The following is a 21,545-nucleotide window of genomic DNA, read 5'->3' on the forward strand; positions in this document are numbered from 1 at the left end:
TATTTTAATGAAATAGACTTGGTTCTTTTGATATAGAGGGTGCAAGGTTTCATGTTGGTGGAGAAAACATAGAAGAGGCGGAGGATAAGAATGAATACAGTTTATTACCCCTTAACACATGCGCAAAAGAGAGTATTCTACACGGAAAGATTTTATCCAGGTACAAGTATTTCTAATTTGGGTGGATTCGCCAGATTGAGATCGGTATCAGGTCTGAATCCCTCTTTGGTCGTTGACGTTCTTCAAGAGTACATTCGCCAAACTGACTCTCTTCGTTTGAGGCTTGTGTATCGAAATGAACAGGGGGAGCCTGTTCAATATATCAAACCATATGAGAAGCAGCCGATTCGCCTGGTGAAAGGCTGGAGTGAAGAGGATGTGAGGGCTTGGGCGAACGAGCAAATTCGTGAGCCGATGCCGTTGATTGACAGCCCCTTGATTGAATTTACGGTCTTTCAAATCAGTGATCAAGAGTGCTGGCTGTTCTGTAAAGCGCATCATATTGTGGCAGATGGTATTTCTATTATCTTGATGGGAAATCGCATCATCGATTTATACCATGACATGCTGCACGGGGGAGACATTTCGCCAGTTGAGGAGATTTCCTTCGTTGATCACATTATGAGTGAGCAAGCCTATGAATCTTCTAAACGTTTTCAAAAAGACCAAGCTTTTTGGAACGGGCAATTTGATCATATTCCAGATTTCGCTTCTTTAAAACCGCATAAGGGATACGAGATAGGTTTACATGCGGAGCGATTTTCAGGGGATATTCCAGATTCTTTGAAGGAGAAGCTTCGTGTCTTTTGTGAAGAACAGAAAGTCAGTATGCTTTCTATGTTTATGTCCACTGTTTATATATATTTACATCGATTTAGCGGCATGGAGGACGTGGTCCTTGGAACCTTTATGGGCAACCGGACGAATGCCAAAGAAAAAAAGATGATTGGTATGTTTGTTTCCACGATCCCAATGCGCGCATCTGTTCATGGGTCACAAACCTTTCTTGATTTTGTGAAACAGGTCATGGCGGATCAAATGAAGATATTGCGTCACCAAAAGTATCCTTACAATCTGCTTATGAATGATTTGCGAGAAAGAGAAGGGTTTACAGGGCGCCTTTTTGATATTTCTTTAGAATATCAGGTCATGCAGTGGCAGAAAAAAGAGAATCTGTCTTTTATTACCGAACCGATTTTTAGTGGGAGCGGAATGAATGATATTTCGATTCATGTGAAAGACCGCTGGGATACAGATACATTGACCATTGATTTGGATTACCGTACAGATTTATTCAGTGAAAAAGATATGAGTAAGATGTTTGATCGGTTCACGATCTTGTTGGAAGCGGCGGTTTCTCAGCCTGATCAGCTGATCGGGACATTGCCTTTACTTTCAGCAGGTGAGCAAAAGGAGCTGCTGCAATTATCTGAGGGAGAATCGTTTGAACTACCAGCAGCGAAACCGGTTCATCAGTTATTTGATGAATCGGCAAACAAGTATGCAGAGCGGGTTGCCGTTGTAGCGGAAAATGAAACATTGACTTATGGTGAGCTGTCTCAAAAGGCAGAAAAGCTTGCACGATTTTTACAAATGAAAGGTATTTCGCGTGATGTACCTGTTGCTGTTTTAATGGATCGAACGGTAGATGCCATGGTGGCGATCTTCGGCATATTAAAGGCTGGCGGGGCGTATGTACCGATTGATCCGGCATTACCTGAGGAGCGTATTCAATTTATTGTGGAGGATTCAGGTGCTTCCATTGTGTTAACAGAGGAATTGTTAGCTCAGCAGTACCCAGTCCTCTCGGAGAAAATGATCGTGCAGCAGCATATTTTATTAGATGATGGCTTGCTGCCTGAGCTCGTAGATCAGACAGCACCCGAGGATTTGGCTTATATGATTTATACATCGGGTACGACGGGAAAGCCGAAGGGCGTCATGATCGAGCATCTTCAGCTGCATCATTTGGTCCATGCTTTGCATCATGAAATGTATCAAGGGGCTAGTGAGCTTCAAATGGCGCTTCTTGCACCATTCCATTTTGATGCATCGGTGAAACAAATCTTTGCAGCCCTTTTATTTGGGCATACGCTTCATATTGTCCCAAGAGAAACGACGAGAAATGGTGTGCAGTTAGCGGCTTATTATCAAAAACATCAAATTGAAGCAGTGGATGGAACACCGGCACATGTGCAGCTTTTACTTGCAGCGGATTTGAGCGGGCTGTCATTGACTCACATGTTGATTGGAGGAGAAGCATTGCCTGCGAAAGCGGCGCAGTCTCTGATCGAAGCTGTTCGTATGAGTCAGCCTGACTTTGCTCTATGGAATGTGTATGGTCCGACAGAGACGTGTGTGGATGCGGCGGTTCATCGCCTAGATCTCAATGAACTGCGGGAACTATCCGAACAGCGTTATGTCTCGATTGGAAAGCCACTTGGTCATCACCGTATTTATATTTTAAATGAACATAATCAATTACAGGTGAAGGGGGCTGCTGGAGAGCTATGCATTGCGGGGATAGGTGTTGGACGAGGCTATGTGAATCAACCTGAATTGACGGAGCAGGTATTTACAGCAGACCCGTTTTCTCCACATGATCGAATGTATCGAACAGGGGATTTAGTCAGATGGCTTCCAGATGGCACGATTGATTATCTTGGCAGAATGGATGATCAAGTGAAAATAAGGGGTTACCGCATAGAAACAGGCGAAATTGAAGCGGTGATGGAGCAGGTAGAGGGAGTCGATCAGGCTATCGTACTTGTGGTTGATGAGGCGGATGGTGAAAAGGAGTTAAGCGCTTATTACCAGGTCCATCAAGAAGGTGTGTCAGTGGACACACTGCAAGCTGCTATCAAACAGCAGCTTCCTGCTTACATGATGCCTCTCTATTTTAAAGAACTCGATGTATTTCCACTCACAGTAAGCGGAAAAGTCGACCGGCGTGCACTCGCCGCATTAAAAGGGGACAAGGCTGGCAGTGCGGTTTATGTAGCGCCTAGAAACGATGTGGAAACGAAGCTTGTTCGCTTGTGGGAAGAAGTTCTTGATCAAGAGAAGATCGGTGTATATGATTCATTCTTCGATCAAGGCGGGCATTCGCTCAAAGCGATGACAGTACTCACACATATTCAGCGAGCTTTTCAAGTAGAGGTGCCGTTGTCTGTTTTATTTGAACAGCAAACGATTGCCGCATTGGCTGCCTATATTGAGCAAGCGGAAAAATCTGCTCAAATGGTCATACCGAAAGCACCGATTGCAGCCGATTATCCATTGTCACCTCCACAGCAGCGCGTCTATATGGTGAGTCAATTGGAGCAGAGCAACGCATATCATATGCCAGCTGTTGTGAGGTTAAAAGGAACACTGCAACGAGAAAAGCTGACTGAAGCCTTTGAAAGACTGATCACACGTCATGATATGCTGCGCACTTCTTTTCATACAATCAAAGGTGTCCCTCGTCAGCGGATAGCTCCATCAGTGCCATTTCAAATGGAGCAGCTGACAGGCGGCACGCTGGAAGAGAACATGCAGCAATTTGTTAGACCTTTTGATCTTGAGTGTGCACCACTTCTTCGTATTGGCTTGCAGTCAATACACGATCAGGAGCATCTGCTCTTTTTCGATATGCATCACCTGATTTCGGATGGTCTTTCGATCGATTTGCTGCTGCGTGAGCTGTCAGATGCTTATGAGGGATCGGTGAAAGCGCCACTTAAGCTTCAATATCAAGATTATGCTGTTTGGCAAGAACACCAAGGTTTTCAAAAAGAAGAGGCATTCTGGCTGCAAGAATTTTCGGGAGATATTCCTGCTTTACAGCTGCTAACAGATTATCAGCGTCCAGCTGTTCAATCCTTCGCAGGGGATCGTGTGATCAAAGAAATAGATGAAGCGTTAAAAGATCAATTACATGAGCTTGCAGCGAATCATCACACGACACTGTATACAGTTCTGCTTTCTGCTTACTATACATTGCTTGCGAAATACACAGGTCAAAAGGAATTTGTGGTCGGGACACCAACAGCAGGACGTGTGCATGCAGATCTGAATGACATGATCGGCATGTTTGTCCAGACGCTTGCTTTGCGGTCAGAGGTTGATCCGAACAGAACAATGGCGCAGTTGATTGAGCAGGTAAAGGAAAAGACGATGCGGGCATTTGAGCATCAGCAATATCCATTTGAGAGGTTGCTTGAAAAGCTGAATGTGCAAAGAGATTTTAGCCGCCATCCGTTGTTCGATACCGTCTTTACGCTGACGCCGGATCATTCAACAGCCCAGTATATTGGAGAGATGCAAGTCGAAGTCGAAGAAACCAATTTCCACATTGCGAAATTTGATTTAACACTGCAAGCGATGGAGTCGGGTCATGGTTTATCCTTCGTTCTTGATTACAGTACAGCATTATTTAAACGTAGTACAGCAGAGCAGATGCTCAAGCATTATGTTTATCTTCTGGAACAGATGGTCAAAACGCCGGAGGAAGCCATTCATTCCTATCGTTTACTGTCTGAACAAGAGGCGGAAGCTCAATTGAATATGTGGAACCCGTTACCTACGCCTTATCCGGCAGATGAAACCATTGTGACGCAGTTTGAAGCACAGGTGCAGCAATACGGTCAAAAGTCTGCATTGCAATGTAAAGATGTGGTTCTTTCTTATCAAGAACTGAATGACCGAGTGAACCAGCTGGCTCATTATTTGCGTGAAAATGGTTTTGAAAAAGGAATGAAAGCGGCCTTATTCTTTGAACGATCCAATGAGATGGTGTTGTCTGTTCTGGCTGTACTAAAGGCGGGCGGTGTCTATGTACCAATCGATCCCGATTTCCCTGATGAGCGCGTAAAGCACTTTTTGACAGATAGCGATGCACAATTTTTACTGACACATTATGTGCTGCGTCATCGCTCGGTGCTCACTGCTTTTGAGGGAACAATCATAGAAACAGAAGATCAGGCTATTGATCAGCAATCAGCTAGCAATATAGATGCACGTATTTCACCTGAGGACTTGGCGAATTTGACCTATACATCTGGTACAACTGGCAAGCCTAAAGGAAATATGGTGACACACCGGAACATTTTGAGAACGGTGAAGCAATCGAATTATCTCACCATTTATCATGAAGACACGGTGATGAGCCTCTCAAACTATGTATTTGATGCCTTTATGTTTGATGTGTTTGGTTCTTTATTAAACGGAGCAAAGCTCATTGTTCTGCCAAAAGACACCATTTTAAACATGAATAAGCTTTCTGGAGCGATCGAGAAAGAAAAAGTGAGCATTTTAATGATCACGACAGCTCTTTTTCACTTACTCATTGATATGAAAAAAGACAGCCTGAAGAATGTAAGAAAAGTTCTGTTTGGCGGAGAGCGAGCTTCTGTACCTCATGTCGTGTCAGCGCTTGAAACGGTTGGGGAGGACAAGCTTGTTCATATGTACGGACCGTCTGAAAGCACGATTTTCACCACGTATTATCCTGTGGATTACATCGATGATCAGGCGTTAACCATTCCAATCGGAAAGCCAGTGAGCCAAACAGCCGTTTATATTGTTGATGAATTTGGTCATGTGCAGCCGCCGGGTGTTGCAGGAGAGCTGTGTGTTGCTGGTGATGGACTGGTGAAAGGATATTATGGGCAGCCAGAACTCACAAGCGAAAAATTTGTAGAGAATCATTTCCGCCCTGGTGAGAACATGTATAAAACGGGTGATCTTGCACGTTGGCTGTCAAATGGAGATATTGAATTCATTGGACGGATCGATCATCAAGTCAAGATTCGAGGACAGCGAATTGAACTTGGAGAAATTGAACATCAGCTGCTGCGACATCCGCAACTGAAGGAAGCCGTCGTAATTGCAGCATCGAATGATACATTATGTGCGTATTTCACAGCAGAAGGTTCTGTCTCATTAGCTGATTTACGTGATCAAGTAGGACGTGAATTACCTGTATATATGATACCAGCATTCTTCATGCAATTAGACGAGCTTCCGCTGACGGGTAACGGCAAGGTAGATAGACGGGCTTTACCGGCGCCTGATCTAAGTGAGCAGGCAGCAAATGAATACGTCCTTCCTCAATCGGAGACAGAGCGTACGTTGGCACACATTTGGGAGGAAGTACTTGAAGTGCCGCGAATCGGCAGGCACGATCATTTCTTTGAGTGCGGGGGCCATTCGCTGCGCGGCATGAAAATGCTGAACAGGCTGTACGAAGAGATGCAGGTGGAGCTCACCTTGAAGTCTTTATTTGAATCCCCAACATTAGAGGCATTTGCCCTTGCGGTTGATCAAGCGGATCAAACGGAGATCAAGCGAGTGGAGAAAGCGGAAGAGGCAGCCTATTATCCAGTGACGTCTGCTCAGAAAAGACTGTACGTTCTGGAGAAAATGACTAATGCTGAGCAAAGCTATCATATGCCAGCTGTCTTAAAGCTTGAAGGCGTATTTGATGAAAAACGATTTGAAAAAGCCATTGAACAGCTTGTTCATCGTCATGAGGCTTTCCGAACGAGCTTTGATTTTGTTCAGGATGAACCTGTTCAGCGAATTGAAGAAAATGTCTTTTTGGATATTGAAAGAATCGAAGGGAACGGTCGAGATATTCAAGAATTGATGAATGATTTTATCCGTCCGTTTGATTTAGGAAGAGCACCTCTACTCAGAGTGGGTCTTGTGTCTGTTGCGGTAAATGTTCATTATTTACTGATTGATATGCACCACATCATTTCAGATGGAGCGTCTGTCGGTATTTTAATTGATGAGCTTTCGATCTTGTATCGAGGAGACAAACTAGAGGACTTACCTGTTCAATACAAGGATTATGCGGTTTGGTCAAAAAGTGAGGAATCCGTTGCACAAAAGGATGAAGAAGAGGCATTTTGGCTGGAGCAATTACACGGAGAACTGCCTGTACTGGCATTGCCTGAAGACCTGCCAAGGCCAAAAGTACAGACATTCGCAGGAGGTCGCATCGCATTCACGATCGATGGTCCGCTTAAAGCACAATTTGATGAGTTGGTCAGGTCACTCAACAGTACGACTTATACAGTCCTGCTAGCTTGCTACAGTACCCTTTTAAGCAAGCTTTCGAGACAAGAAGATATCATGATCGGTTCTCCGATTGTGGGCAGAACCCATCCTGATATTCAATCTGTGATCGGCATGTTTGTGAATACGCTGGCACTTAGAACGAAGCCAGCAGGACATCAGACATTTGCTGAATTTGCGATAAATGTTCATCAGCTCGTGTTAGAGGCAAACGAACATCAACTGTATCCGTTTGAAGAATTGGTGGACCAAGTGCAAACGGTTCGAGACACAAGCCGTCATCCAATCTTTGATGTGGTGTTCTCAATGGAAAATGCGGATATCCGTGACTTGTCGATGGCTGGACTTCACATTGTTCCGCAACCATATGAAGAGAATATCGCTAAATTTGATTTGACCTTAACTGGAAACGAATCTGCTGATCAGATTGAGCTTGTGTTTGATTTTAATTCTTCTATCTTTCATCAGTCGTCAATTGAGAAGTGGAAGGAGTATTTCCTTTATCTGATTGAACAAATGGTGTCAGCGCCAGATCAATCGTTAGATCAAATGCAATTATTATCACCGCAAGAGCAGCGAGAATTGCTCAGCGAATGGTCAGGGCCTAACCTTGACGTTCCCGCAGATCAAACTGTTCATGCACTGATTGAGGCTCAAACGCACAAAGCACCTCATCAAAAAGCGGCGACCTTCTGCGGAACAAGCTGGACGTATGAAGAGCTGAACAATAGGGCGAATGGAGTCGCTCAGAAACTCATCTCTCTCGGCACAAAACCAGGAGATCGAGTGGGCATTCTCACCCGCCCATCCCTTCACATGACGGCCGCCGTCCTTGGCGTCCTCAAGGCTGGTGCGGCATTCGTCCCGATTGATGCCGATTATCCTGCGCAGCGCATTGCGTTCATGCTTGAAGACTGCGGGGCAGAGATGCTTCTTATCCAAAAAGGACTCAATGCACCACCTTCTTTCACAGGTCATGTTCTGTTTATAGAAGATGCCGCAGAAGGAAAAGCACAAGACGTTCAGGTTGATGTCAAACCAACTGATCTCGCATATATGATTTACACATCCGGAACGACTGGACAGCCGAAGGGTGTCATGGTCGAGCACCAGTCACTTGTGAATCTTGCTTTCTGGCATAATGATGCCTTCCAGGTGACGAATGAAGATCGAACCGCCAAATATGCCGGCTTTGGCTTTGATGCCTCCATTTGGGAGATGTTCCCAACGTGGATTGCCGGCGCAGAGCTGCACATCATCGACGAAGCAATTCGCCTCAATATGATCAAGCTCAATACGTATTTCAATGAAAAAGGCATCACCATTGCTTTCCTACCGACCCAGCTATGTGAGCAGTTTATGTCGATGGACAATCACTCTCTGCGCTACTTACTGACAGGTGGAGACAAGCTGAAACAGGTGAAGCCGGTTCGATACAAACTAGTGAATAACTACGGCCCGACTGAAAATACGGTCGTGGCAACAAGCGGTATCATCGATCCATATCAAGGCACGCTTCCTATCGGAACAGCGATTGCCAATACCCGTTTTTACATTTTGGGTTCGTTATATGACTTCTCGCCGCCAGGTGTACCGGGTGAGCTCGTCATTGCGGGGAAAGGACTGGCCAGAGGCTACTGGAATCTCCCGGCGGAGACGGACAAACGATTTGTCCCAGACCCATTTTATCCAGGCGAGCGTATGTATCGCACAGGAGATTTGGTGAAATGGACAGAGGATGGCGAGCTGATCTACCTCGGTAGAAAAGACCATCAGGTCAACATTCGCGGCTTCCGTATAGAGCTATCGGAAATTGAAGCCCAGCTCCTTGCGCTGGATGCAGTCAAAGAGGCAGTTGTAACAACAGTCAAAGATACGAGCGAACAAGATTCGCTTGTCGCATATGTCATCACCGATGAAGAAAGGACAGCCCTGAAAGAAAGTCTAAAACGAACATTACCAGACTATATGGTGCCATCATGGATTATCCATCTCGATCAATTTCCGATGACGGCAAACGGCAAAGTCGATCTCAAAGCATTGCCAGCTCCCGATATAGAGGCGAATCAAACAGCATACGAAGCGCCAAGAGATGAAATCGAAGCCCTTCTTTGCGACATTTGGGCAGACGTGCTCGGCGTGAGTCAGGTAGGCATTCACGATCACTTCTTTTTCCTAGGTGGAGATTCCATTAAAGGCATCCAAATGGCAAGCAGGCTCACGCAAGCGGGCTGGAAGCTTGATATGAAGCTGCTATTTCAGTATCCAACGATTGCCGAGCTCCGCCCATATATTGAAGAAGCTGATCAAATGAAAGCCGACCAGTCACCAGTCGAAGGGGAAGCCATTTTAACGCCAATTCAGCGCTGGTTCTTTGAGCGAAACTTTAGCAGCCAGCATCATTGGAATCAATCCGTTATGCTTCATGCGCCAAATGGTTTGAATGAAGCAATCGTCAAGCAAGTGTTGGAGCAGCTGATGATCCATCATGATGCCTTGCGAATGGTTTATCCATTGGAAGAAGGACGCATCATCCAGCGTCATCGTGGAGTCGAGGAAAACGTTGTGACAGTTGATTTGATTGAAGTACAAGGAGAGCTCACGCAACAAATGCAGCAGGTAGAAAAGCTGGCAAATGAAGTGCAGGCGAGTATTTCTTTAACAGAGGGACCATTAGTGAAACCTGCTATTTTCCGAACGGAGCAGGGAGATCACCTATTGCTCGCCGTACACCACCTTGTCATCGATGGTGTGTCATGGCGTATTTTCCTTGAAGACTTCATGGCTCTTTATGAACAGTCGAAGCGCGGGGAGGTCCTTACACTTCCTGAAAAAACTCATTCCTTCCAAGAATATGCCCAGAAGCTGACAGAATACGCTGTGTCAGATGACCTGCTAGCGGAAAGAGCCTATTGGAAAAAGCTCCTTGCACATTCAGTCACGCCGCTTCAGAAGGATCATGTCACGGAGGATCAACGAATGCTTCATACGCAGACAATTCGATTTACATTGTCTGAAGAGGAAACGCACAGCCTCCTGACGGGTGTACACGAGGCCTATCACACAGATATAAACGATATTTTGCTGACAGCATTAGGGTTATCAATGAAAGAGTGGACAGGTGATGACAGACACTTTATTCACCTGGAAGGGCACGGAAGAGAAGAAATCCTTCCGGCGGTCAATGTGTCGCGGACTATTGGCTGGTTTACAAGCATGTATCCTGTGTTACTGGATATGTCGCATGCAGACGATCTTTCTTATCAAATCAAGCATTTAAAAGAGGAACTCAGGCACATTCCGAACAAAGGGATCGGTTATGGCATTTTAAAATATTTAACACCTGACAAAATGAAGGGGGATATCGCCTTTGATGTCACACCGGACATCAGCTTTAACTACCTTGGCCAGTTTGACGAACAGATCGGCGGCGGTGAACTGAATCGATCCGCATGGCATGCAGGTCAATCGCTTAGTCTTGAATCAGAGAAACCTCATGCGCTAGATATTGTTGGTTTTGTTGAACAAAGCATGCTCCATGTGACGATTTCATATCATCACCTTGAATTTGAAGAACATACGATGGAACAGTTCAAGGATCTCCTAGAAAAGAATGTGAAGGCTCTGATCTCTCATTGTGTATCTCAGGATGAGACCCAGATCACACCTAGTGATGTAGGGGATGATGATCTCACGATGGATGAACTTGAAAAGCTAATGGATATATTTTAAGCAAACGAAGAGGTGGACTATGAGCAAACAGAAAATTCAAAAGGTATATCCTTTAACACCAATGCAAGAAGGCATGCTGTATCATGCCATGCTAGACCCTAATTCCTCCTCTTATTTCACACAGCTTGAGCTGGGAATAAGCGGAGAGTTTGATCTCGATCTTTTTGAAAAGAGTCTCAATGAGCTTATACGAACATATGACATTCTCCGTACAGCCTTTGTCTATCAGCAATTACAAAAGCCTCGTCAGGTTGTACTAGCTGAACGTCATTTAGATGTGTATAGAGAGAATCTATCTCATCTGAATCAGATGGAGCAGCAAAAGGTATTAGATCAATATAAGAGGCAAGTGCGCAAACAAGGATTTCACTTAACGAATGATCTGTTGTTGAAAGTCGCTGTTTTTCAACTAAATGAAACAAACTGGCATCTCATTTGGAGCAACCATCACATCATCATGGATGGTTGGTCCATGGGTGTTTTGATGAAAAAACTGTTTCATTACTATGAATCTGATCGAAACGGCCGAACGCCTGACCGCTCACAAGGTAAGCCTTATGCAGACTATATCCATTGGCTTGGAAAGCAAAACAAACAAGAAGCGGAAGGTTATTGGAAGAAGCGTCTAGACGGTGCTGTTCAGCATCAAGGGCTGTTGCAGCAAAAAGAGGCGAACGGACAATACGATCATCAGGAATGGACGTTCACATGGGATGCTGACATGGTACAAGCCATTCAGGATGCAGCAAGACAATGCCAAGTGACAGCACCGAACCTGTTTCAAGCTGTCTGGTCCGTTCTTTTAGGCACATATCATGCGGAAGATGATGTCACATTCGGAACGGTCGTATCGGGAAGGCCTCCAAGTGTGTCAGGGATTGAGCGCATGGCAGGGCTGTTTATCAATACGATACCAGTCCGGGTGACGTTGGATCAGGAGCAGACCTTCAAACAGCTGTTTCAAAAGGTTCAGCAGCATGCACTTGAAGCGGAAAACTATGATTTTATGCCGCTTTATGACATTCAGCAAAAGACAGCTGCTGGAGGACAGCTATTTGATCACTTGGTTGGATTTGAAAATTATCCTTTAGATCAGGAACTATCTGGTGACACCATGTCTGCACGTCTTGGTTTTTCGATTGATGTAAAGGACGGATTTGAACAAACGAATTTCGATCTGAATGTCCTTGTATATCCAGGTAAAACGTGGACATTAAAAATCAAATACAATGCCAAGGCGTTTGAAGAAATGGTCATTGAAAACATATCTAAACACCTAACGAATCTCATGAAGCAAATCATCCAAAACCCTGAAGTACGCCTTCATGAAGTGACATGTATCACAGAAGAAGAAAAACAGCAGATTGAAGCGTGGAACAAAACAGAGCGAGATTATCCGAAGCACCTGTCCATTCCTGAGCTTCTCAAGGAACGCATCAAGGCGCAGCCTGACCATCTGGCATTAGTCGAAGGAGATCGAGCATTCACATACGAGGAGCTTGGACAAGAAATCCATCGATTAGCTGGCAGTCTGGTTGAAAATGGTGTACAGCCCGAGGATGCTGTCGCAGTGTATATGAACCGATCAGCAGATGCGGTCATCGCCATTTTAGCGGTTCTTCATGCAGGGGCTGCTTATGTACCGATTGATCCATCCCAGCCTGAGGAGAGAATCCAATTTATGCTTGAAGACAGCGGCGTATCGCTTTTGATTTATGCTGACAGTCAGCCGCCAGTTTATGAAAGCATCAAGGCGGTTCATGTGACAGAAACGTCTAATTGCTCACACGTGGACATATTAGCTCAGACGTCTCCTTCTCAGTTGGCGTATATCATGTATACGTCGGGCTCAACTGGACGACCAAAAGGTGTTCAAATTGAGCATCAGCATATTGTGAGATTAGCATGTTCTCAGGAAAAATTAGGTTTGAACACTTCGGATCGTATGGCGCATACAGGGGCAGTCAGCTTTGATGCCATTACCTTTGAAATCTTCACCACGCTGCTGGGTGGTGCAACGCTATATCCTGTTGACCGTGATACTTTACTGGATATCAATCGATTCGAACAATTTATTCAAACACATCAGATTTCGGCGCTCTTTTTAACGACAGGATTATTTAATCAGCTGGCTCAGCAGCGGCCGCAGATGTTCAAAGGATTAACCACATTAATCACAGGCGGCGATGTGATCAATGTGAAGAGTGCAGAGCTTGTGAAAAAGAATCATCCAGCACTTGTATTACTGAATGCATATGGCCCGACAGAAAATACAACGATCTCGACCATTTACGAGGTGAGAGGGAATGAAATGGGCACAATCCCAATTGGTCAGCCGATCAATCATTCGTCAGCCTACATTTTAGATGACTATCAAAGACTTCAGCCAATTGGGGCGCCTGGAGAGCTGTATGTTGGCGGTGATGGTGTCTCAAGAGGATATCTCCATCTTCCGGATTTGACTAATCAAGTATTTATGGCAGACCCATTTAAGCCGGCAGGACGTTTGTATCGAACAGGGGATTTGGCTAGGTATGGAGCGGATGGCCAGATCGAATTCCTCGGCCGGACAGATGATCAAGTGAAAATTCGCGGCTTCCGTATTGAGCTCGGTGAAATTGAAACGGTGCTTCAGCAAGAAGCAGAAATAGATGATGCGGTTGTGCTCGTCCATGAGTCTTGTGCAGATGAAAAGGAAATCACCGCTTACTTCACAGGTACTATGACAGAAGAAGAGGTGAGGGCTTTATTCAATCAAGAGCTACCAGCTTATATGGTGCCGCACCATGTGATGAAGTTGGATGCATTTCCACTTACATCAAACGGAAAGGTAGATCGAAAAGCCTTACCAAAGCCAGACGAAGCGCATCGTGAAGAGATTAAGATCATTCTACCTGAAACCGAAACGGAAAAGGCACTCGCTCAAATTTGGGAGGAGCTCCTTGGGAAAACGATTGGAGTAGATGAGCATTTCTTCATGGCTGGCGGACATTCTCTCAAAGCGATGATGATGTCAGCAAAGATTCAAGAGGTGTTTCAAAAGGAAGTCCCAATTCAAGTGATTTTTGAGAAGCCAACGATTCGTTCACTTGCGGCATATATCGAGCAGGACAATCAAGAAGAACAAGGACATCCAATCTTGCCAGCAACGCAGGCCGAAGAATATCCTGTGTCGCCAGCTCAGCGTCGCTTATACATTTTACAGACACTCGAACCGGACAGCACGAACTATCATATTCCGATCGTATTAACACTAGAAGGTGTACTCGATCATCAGCGGCTTAGCTCAGCGTTTGATCAGTTGATCCAAACGCATGAAATTTTAAGAACGAGTTTTCATATGAATGGAGAAGACATTGTACAAAGGGTGCATGAACGTACTGCATTTGACCTTCCTGTCCATGACATAAAGGAAGAAGATGCAGAGGCGTTTCTTACTGAACGTCAATCACCATTTGATTTGACATCCGCACCACTTTTACGAGCACAGCTGTTGAAAGTCAATGAAAACCGTCACCTTCTAGTATTGGAAGCACATCATCTCATTACAGATGGCAGCTCCATGAAGACGTTCATTCAAGATTTGGCGAAGGCCTATGATGGAGAAGCACTTGCAGAAAGAGCCATCCATTATAAAGATTACGCTGTCTGGCAGTTAAGTGAAGAAGAGACGGAGAAACAGCGGGAGCATGAAGCGTATTGGCTGAAGCAATTCGAAGGAGAATTACCGGTTTTAGATTTACCAACAGACTATCCGCGTCCAGCCGAACGTGATTTTTCCGGAGAACGAGTAATGTTTGGCTGTGATCAAGTGACGACTCAGCGCATTCATGAATTGCTTCAGAAAACAGATACGACCTTGTATATGTTCTTGTTATCTGCATTTCAAGTGCTGCTCGCTTCCTATAGTGGGCAGGAAGATATCATCGTTGGTTCCCCTGTTGCAGGGCGGACACACCCTGATATACAGGACATGCCGGGAATGTTCATCAATACCATTGCGATGCGCGGGAAACCAGAACAAACCAAATCATTTTTACAGCTGCTTGAAGAATTAAAAGAAACGAGTGTCGAGGCTTTCGCACATCAAAGCTATCCACTCGAAGAGTTAATTGCGCGTCTTCCGCTAGACCGTGATACAACTCGGAGCCCGCTCTTTAGTGTTTCATTTAATATGCAGAACATGGAGGTTCCGGCTTTAAAGCTTGGTGATCTTGACATATCGCCTTATGCCATTCAGCATCGCTCGGTCAAATTTGATCTGTCTCTAGAGGCATTTGAACGTGATGGAGAATTAAAACTGAGCCTTGACTATGCAACGGCATTATTTAAAGAGGAGACCGTCCGCCGGTTAGGAACTCATCTTCTGGCGATTATTCGTGAGGCGATCCACCATCCGGATGAACAGATCGGCTTGCTCAATATACTGGACCAGCATGAGCAAATGGAGCGGTTGGAGAAAAAAGATGAAGGGCAAACGAATCGTCATGAGCCATTTCATATCCAATTCTCACGTCAGGCAAAGGAAACGCCAGATGCCATTGCGGTCATGGATGATCAAAGGAAGCTCACCTATTGCGAGCTTGAGGACATGTCAAATGCACTTAGCAGTGAACTGAAGATTCGAGGCGTAGAGAAAGAATGTACAGTGGCGCTCATTCTTGATCGCTCTGTTTATGTCATTGTCTCAATGCTCGGTGTGATGAAAGCAGGAGGTGCATTCGTACCAATTGATCCGGCTTTTCCTGCTGAACGTATCCGCTATACATTAGAAGATTCAGGTGCACAAGTCATCGTCACAAATGAGACGCATACCAATTCCTATAAGGATCAGCAGTCTCTTCAAGTGGTACATGTCGAAAAAGCAGTGCACCAAAACCATTCGTTAGATCTGCCGGATGTATCGGTTGATCAGCTGGCTTATGTGATTTATACATCTGGTACAACAGGGAAGCCGAAGGGTGTACAGCTTACGCATCGTAATCTATCACACTATGTCAACTGGCTGACGAATGCGGTAACACTGCAAGAATGTGATCGAACTGCACTTCTTTCTTCTTATGCATACGATCTCGGTTACACAAGCATTTTCCCTGTTTTAAAAGCAGGAGGTACACTCTATGTTCCTCGTGAAGACGTGTACACAGATCCTGTGCGTCTCATACGTTTCATTGATGAGCAAGAATTGACTTATATCAAAATGACACCATCCCTATTTCATATGATGGCAGATACTAAGAATCATGAATTTGCTGCTTTACGCCTTGTTGTACTTGGAGGAGAACCCATTGTACCTGAGGATGTTGAGACATTTATGAAGCAGCATCCATGCGTGGCAGTGATGAACCATTACGGTCCAACAGAGACCACCATCGGAACAGTGACCAAGCTGATCACACCGCATGAGCTGGGCGCTTTGAAGGAACGCTCTGTGATCGGGCAGCCAATTGCTCACACAAGAGCGCTCGTATGCAATCGAGAGCAGCGCCTTGTCCCTTATGGCGCACCGGGAGAGCTTTATATATCTGGGGAAGGCGTGTCGAAAGGGTATTTGAATCAGCCTGAATTGACAGCAGAACGTTTTCTTGAAAATCCATTTTTCCCTCAAGAGAAGATGTATCGGACAGGGGATTTGGTCAGACAGCTTGCAAATGGAGACATTGAGTTTCTTGGAAGAGTAGATGATCAAGTGAAAATCCGCGGCTACCGAATTGAAAAACAAGAAATTGAGCATGCCGCGCGTGCACTTTCAACCCTTCAAGAAGTGTATGTCAAAGTGATTCACCTGTCCCGTTTGCCTGAGCTGGCGCTATATTATACAGCGCCTGAACATATTGGAACGCTGATGTTTAGAGAAAAGCTTGCGGAGGCACTGCCGGATTATATGATTCCAACCTATTTTGTCAAAGTGGATCACATTCCGCTTACACAAAACGGAAAGGTGGATGCGAAGTCTCTGCCGCTTCCACATGAGATGCATATGAACCGCGCGAAGCACGTAGCACCAGAAACGGCACTTGAGCAAACGCTTTGTGACATTTGGTCAGATGCTCTTGGGGTTGAACAAATCGGTATTCATGACCATTTCTTTGAATTAGGAGGTCACTCCCTCAAAGGCATGGTACTCATTTCGAAAATGCAAGCCAAGCTGAACAAGCATGTGCCGCTCAAGATCCTTTTTGAAAAGCCAACCATACGGGCGATGGCGGCATATTTGGAAGAGACGGATTCTTCAATTGTCACATCCATTCAGCCAGCGGAAAAGCAAGATTTCTATCCAGTGTCTTCTGCACAAAAGCGTATGTATGTGTTACAGCAGCTGCATCCAGAAGCAGTCACCTACCATATGCCAGCCGTTTTAATGATGGAAGGAAGCCTTGATCTGCAGCAGCTGGAAGAAGCGCTTCAAGCTTTAATCGAAAGACATGAATCTTTGCGGACAGCCTTTGTGGAAATTGACGGTGTACCAGTTCAAAAAGTATATCGCCGAGTACCGTTTACGTTAGAGATTGTTGAAGTAGAGAGTGGTCAAGAGCAATCTGTCGTAGAGGAATTCATCACACCATTCTCCTTACATCAGGCACCATTAATGAGAGCGAAAGTGGCAAAGCTTTCTGATGAGAAACATGTGTTCATGATGGATATGCACCATATCATTGCAGATGGTGTCACGCGCAGTCTGCTCATTCAAGAATTGGCGCAGCTGTATGAGAAAAAGGCGTTACCACCGGTTCAGCTGCATTACAAGGATTATGCAGTATGGCAGCAGGAGGAAAAGCAACTAACATCGCTTGAAAAAGAAAGGCATTATTGGTTGAAGCAATATGCACAGCCTCCAGAAGATTTGGCGCTTCCGCTTGATTTCCCGCGTCCTAGTGTTCAGTCATTTGAAGGAGACCGAGTCGATAGATGGTTATCTGCTGAAAAGGCGCAGTCCATCAAATCGCTCATGGCTGCAAAAGGTGTGAGCTTGAACATGGTGATGCAAACCGCGTTTGCCATTTTCCTTCATAAATTAACTGGGCAGACAGATATTGTGATAGGCGCTGTGACAGCAGGACGTACACATGCTTCACTCGAACGGATTCCAGGCATGTTTGTGAATACACTGGCCCTTCGAAATGAATTGCAGCTAGAAGAAACCGCCGAGCACCTGCTTGAAAAAATGAAAGATCGCAACCTATCAGCCTATGAACATCAAGGATTCCCGTTTGAGGAATTGGTGGCACAGTTAGATCTTTCGAAAGACACGAGCCGCAATCCATTGTTTAGTGTCATGCTGACAACAGATGACCGTGACTTGACGTTACCGAAACTGAATGGACTAAAGCTCTCCCAAAAACAGCAGGACACGGTACATGCAAAATTTGATTTAACACTCGGTATATTTGAAGAACAAGATCAAGTGGGCTTGCGCTTTGAATATGCAGCAGCACTGTTTAAAAAGAGTACCATTCAGCGCTGGAGTCGATACTTTGAACAAATCATAGATGAAATGCTGGCTAAGCTGAATCAGCCAATTTCAGCGCTATCTATATTAACTGAAGAGGAAAAACGAGAACTGATCAATGAATGGTCAGGGCCTAACCTTGACGTTCCCACAGGTCAAACCGTTCATGCCCTGATTGAGGCACAGGCACATGGAGTACCTCATCAAAAAGCGGCGACCTTCTGCGGAACAAGCTGGACGTATGAAGAGCTGAACAATAGGGCGAATGGAGTCGCTCAGAAACTCATCTCTCTCGGCACAAAATCAGGAGATCGAGTGGGCATTCTCACCCGCCCATCCCTTCACATGACGGCCGCCGTCCTTGGCGTCCTCAAGGCTGGTGCGGCATTCGTTTCGATTGATGCCGATTATCCTGCGCAGCGCATTGCGTTCATGCTGGAAGACTGCGGGGCAGAGATGCTTCTTATCCAAAAAGGACTCAATGCACCACCTTCTTTCACAGGTCATGTTCTGTTTATAGAAGATGCCGCAGAAGGAAAAGCACAAGACGTTCAGGTTGATGTCAAACCAACTGATCTCGCATATATGATTTACACATCCGGAACGACTGGACAGCCGAAGGGTGTCATGGTCGAGCACCAGTCACTTGTGAATCTTGCTTTCTGGCATAATGATGCCTTCCGGGTGACGAATGAAGATCGAACCGCCAAATATGCCGGCTTTGGCTTTGACGCCTCCATTTGGGAGATGTTCCCAACGTGGATTGCCGGCGCAGAGCTGCACATCATCGACGAAGCGATTCGCCTCGATATGATCAAGCTCAATACGTATTTCAATGAAAAAGGCATCACCATTGCGTTCCTACCGACCCAGCTATGTGAGCAGTTTATGTCGATGGACAATCACTCTCTGCGCTACTTACTGACAGGTGGAGACAAGCTGAAACAGGTGAAGCCGGTTCGATACAAACTAGTGAATAACTACGGTCCGACTGAAAATACGGTCGTGGCAACAAGCGGTATCATCGATCCATATCAAGGCACGCTTCCTATCGGAACAGCGATTGCCAATACCCGTTTTTACATTTTGGGTTCGTTATATGACTTCTCGCCGCCAGGTGTACCGGGTGAGCTCGTCATTGCGGGGAAAGGACTGGCCAGAGGCTACTGGAATCTCCCGGCGGAGACGGACAAACGATTTGTCCCAGACCCATTTTATCCAGGCGAGCGTATGTATCGCACAGGAGATTTGGTGAAATGGACAGAGGATGGCGAGCTGATCTACCTCGGTAGAAAAGACCATCAGGTCAACATTCGCGGCTTCCGTATAGAGCTATCGGAAATTGAAGCCCAGCTCCTTGCGCTGGATGCAGTCAAAGAGGCAGTTGTAACAACAGTCAAAGATACGAGCGAACAAGATTCGCTTGTCGCATATGTCATCACCGATGAAGAAAGGACAGCCCTGAAAGAAAGTCTAAAACGAACGTTGCCAGACTATATGGTGCCTTCATGGATCATCCATCTCGACCAATTTCCAATGACGGCAAATGGCAAAGTCGATCTGAAAGCATTGCCAGCTCCCGATATAGAGGCGAATCAAACAGCATACGAAGCGCCAAGAGATGAAATCGAAGCCCTTCTTTGCGACATTTGGGCAGACGTGCTCGGCGTGAGTCAGGTAGGCATTCACGATCACTTCTTTTTCCTAGGTGGAGATTCCATTAAAGGCATCCAAATGGCAAGCAGGCTCACGCAAGCGGGCTGGAAGCTTGATATGAAACAATTATTCCAATACCCGACCATTGCCGAGCTCCGCCCATATATCGAAGAAGCTGATCAAATGAAAGCCAACCAGTCACCAGTTGAAGGGGAAGTCATGTTGACACCGATTCAGCGCTGGTTCTTTGAGCGAAAGTTCAGCAGTCAGGACCATTGGAATCTCTCGATGATGCTTCATGCGCCAAAAGGGTTTGACTTGGCAATCACAGAACAAGTCTTGCAAAAACTGATTTCACATCATGATGCACTGCGTATGGTATACAGGCAGGAACATGGTGACATCCTGCAATACAATCAGCGGGAGCTCACAGAACCGTTTTCGATCATTTCTTGTGATGTTTCAAAAGAGCAGGACGTGAAAAAGGCCATTTCCATATATGCCAATGAGTATCAGCGGCAGCTGAACCTCGAAAAAGGTCCGCTCATGAAAGTGATTTGTTTCCATACAGAAAACGGTGATCATCTACTCATGGTGACCCACCATCTTGTCATTGACGGTGTCTCATGTCGAATTTTACTAGAGGACTTTATGTCCCTTTATCAGCAAGCAGAACAAGGACAAACGTTTGTTTTGCCGTCAAAAACCCACTCCTTCAAAGAATGGGCAGAGGCGATAGAGCGCTACGCACAGTCACAGCCATTAAAAAGCCAACACGAGTATTGGACAGAGATTGACAGCATGCCATTTACCACTTTACCTGTTGATCATGAAGTGAAAGGAAGAAAAGTCGCTCAAACCAAAGCGGTCCAAATGCAGCTGACAGAAACAGAAACGGAGCATCTTTTGACCGATATTCACCTTCCGTACACAACAGAAATAAACGATGTTCTCCTGTGTGCTCTTGGCCTTGCCGTTCAGGAATGGACAGGTCAATCTCATGTACATGTGCAGCTCGAAGGTCATGGAAGAGAGGATATTTTATCAGGGTTAGATGTATCCCGCACGGTTGGATGGTTTACGAGTATGTATCCAGTCGTTCTTGAAGCGAAGCAGGGTCAGACAATAGCTGATGCCATTAAAGGAACGAAAGAGATGCTGAGACGTGTGCCGAATAAAGGAATTGGCTATGGCATTTTAAAATACGTGACAGCAACGGAGCCATCAGCACAACACGTACATCCTGAAATCAGCTTGAACTATCTTGGGCAGATTGATCAAGAAGTGACGACAGAACTCTTTAGGCCGTCAGCCTATGATATGGGGCGCCAAGCAAGCCCAGATTCGGAAGCTGTTTATAAGCTGAACCTCAGTGGTCTTGTTCAACATAATCGTTTCATTCTGTCGTGCTCCTATTGTGCAAGTGAATATGAAGAACAGACAATTCAGCAGTTCATGGCATTGCTAAAGGAAAAAATTCAATCCATTATCACGCATTGCTTAGCGCGTCATGAGCGAGAGTTTACGCCAAGTGACTTCTCTGCTGCTGATCTTGAAATGGATGAGATGGACGACATTTTTGACATGCTTGAGGAGAAATTGACCTAACACTACTAGATCAGTCATGAAAAAGGGAAGGAGG

The 21,545-nt window shown here is 45.5% G+C and carries 2 protein-coding genes; both read left to right on the forward strand.

The features are described from left to right. Positions 1-90: 90 nt before the first annotated feature. Positions 91-10,797 carry a non-ribosomal peptide synthetase gene (locus tag C6W18_RS14810; protein ID WP_105928043.1) on the forward strand — a complete coding sequence of 3,569 codons (10,707 nt, stop codon included), beginning with the start codon at positions 91-93 and terminating at the stop codon, positions 10,795-10,797. A 19-nt stretch (positions 10,798-10,816) separates the two neighbouring features. After that, positions 10,817-21,511, forward strand: a complete 10,695-nt coding sequence (locus tag C6W18_RS14815) for a non-ribosomal peptide synthetase (protein ID WP_105928044.1) — start codon at positions 10,817-10,819, stop codon at positions 21,509-21,511. Positions 21,512-21,545: the final 34 nt, after the last annotated feature.

Source organism: Bacillus sp. LLTC93 (assembly GCF_002993125.1).
GTDB lineage: Bacteria > Bacillota > Bacilli > Bacillales > Bacillaceae > Bacillus > Bacillus zhangzhouensis.

What these genes read in the sequence shown, in the direction of transcription:
- C6W18_RS14810 (WP_105928043.1), top strand. Translation starts at nt 91, where the DNA reads ATGAATACAGTTTATTACCCCTTAACACATGCGCAAAAGAGAGTATTC.
- C6W18_RS14815 (WP_105928044.1), top strand. Translation starts at nt 10,817, where the DNA reads ATGAGCAAACAGAAAATTCAAAAGGTATATCCTTTAACACCAATGCAA.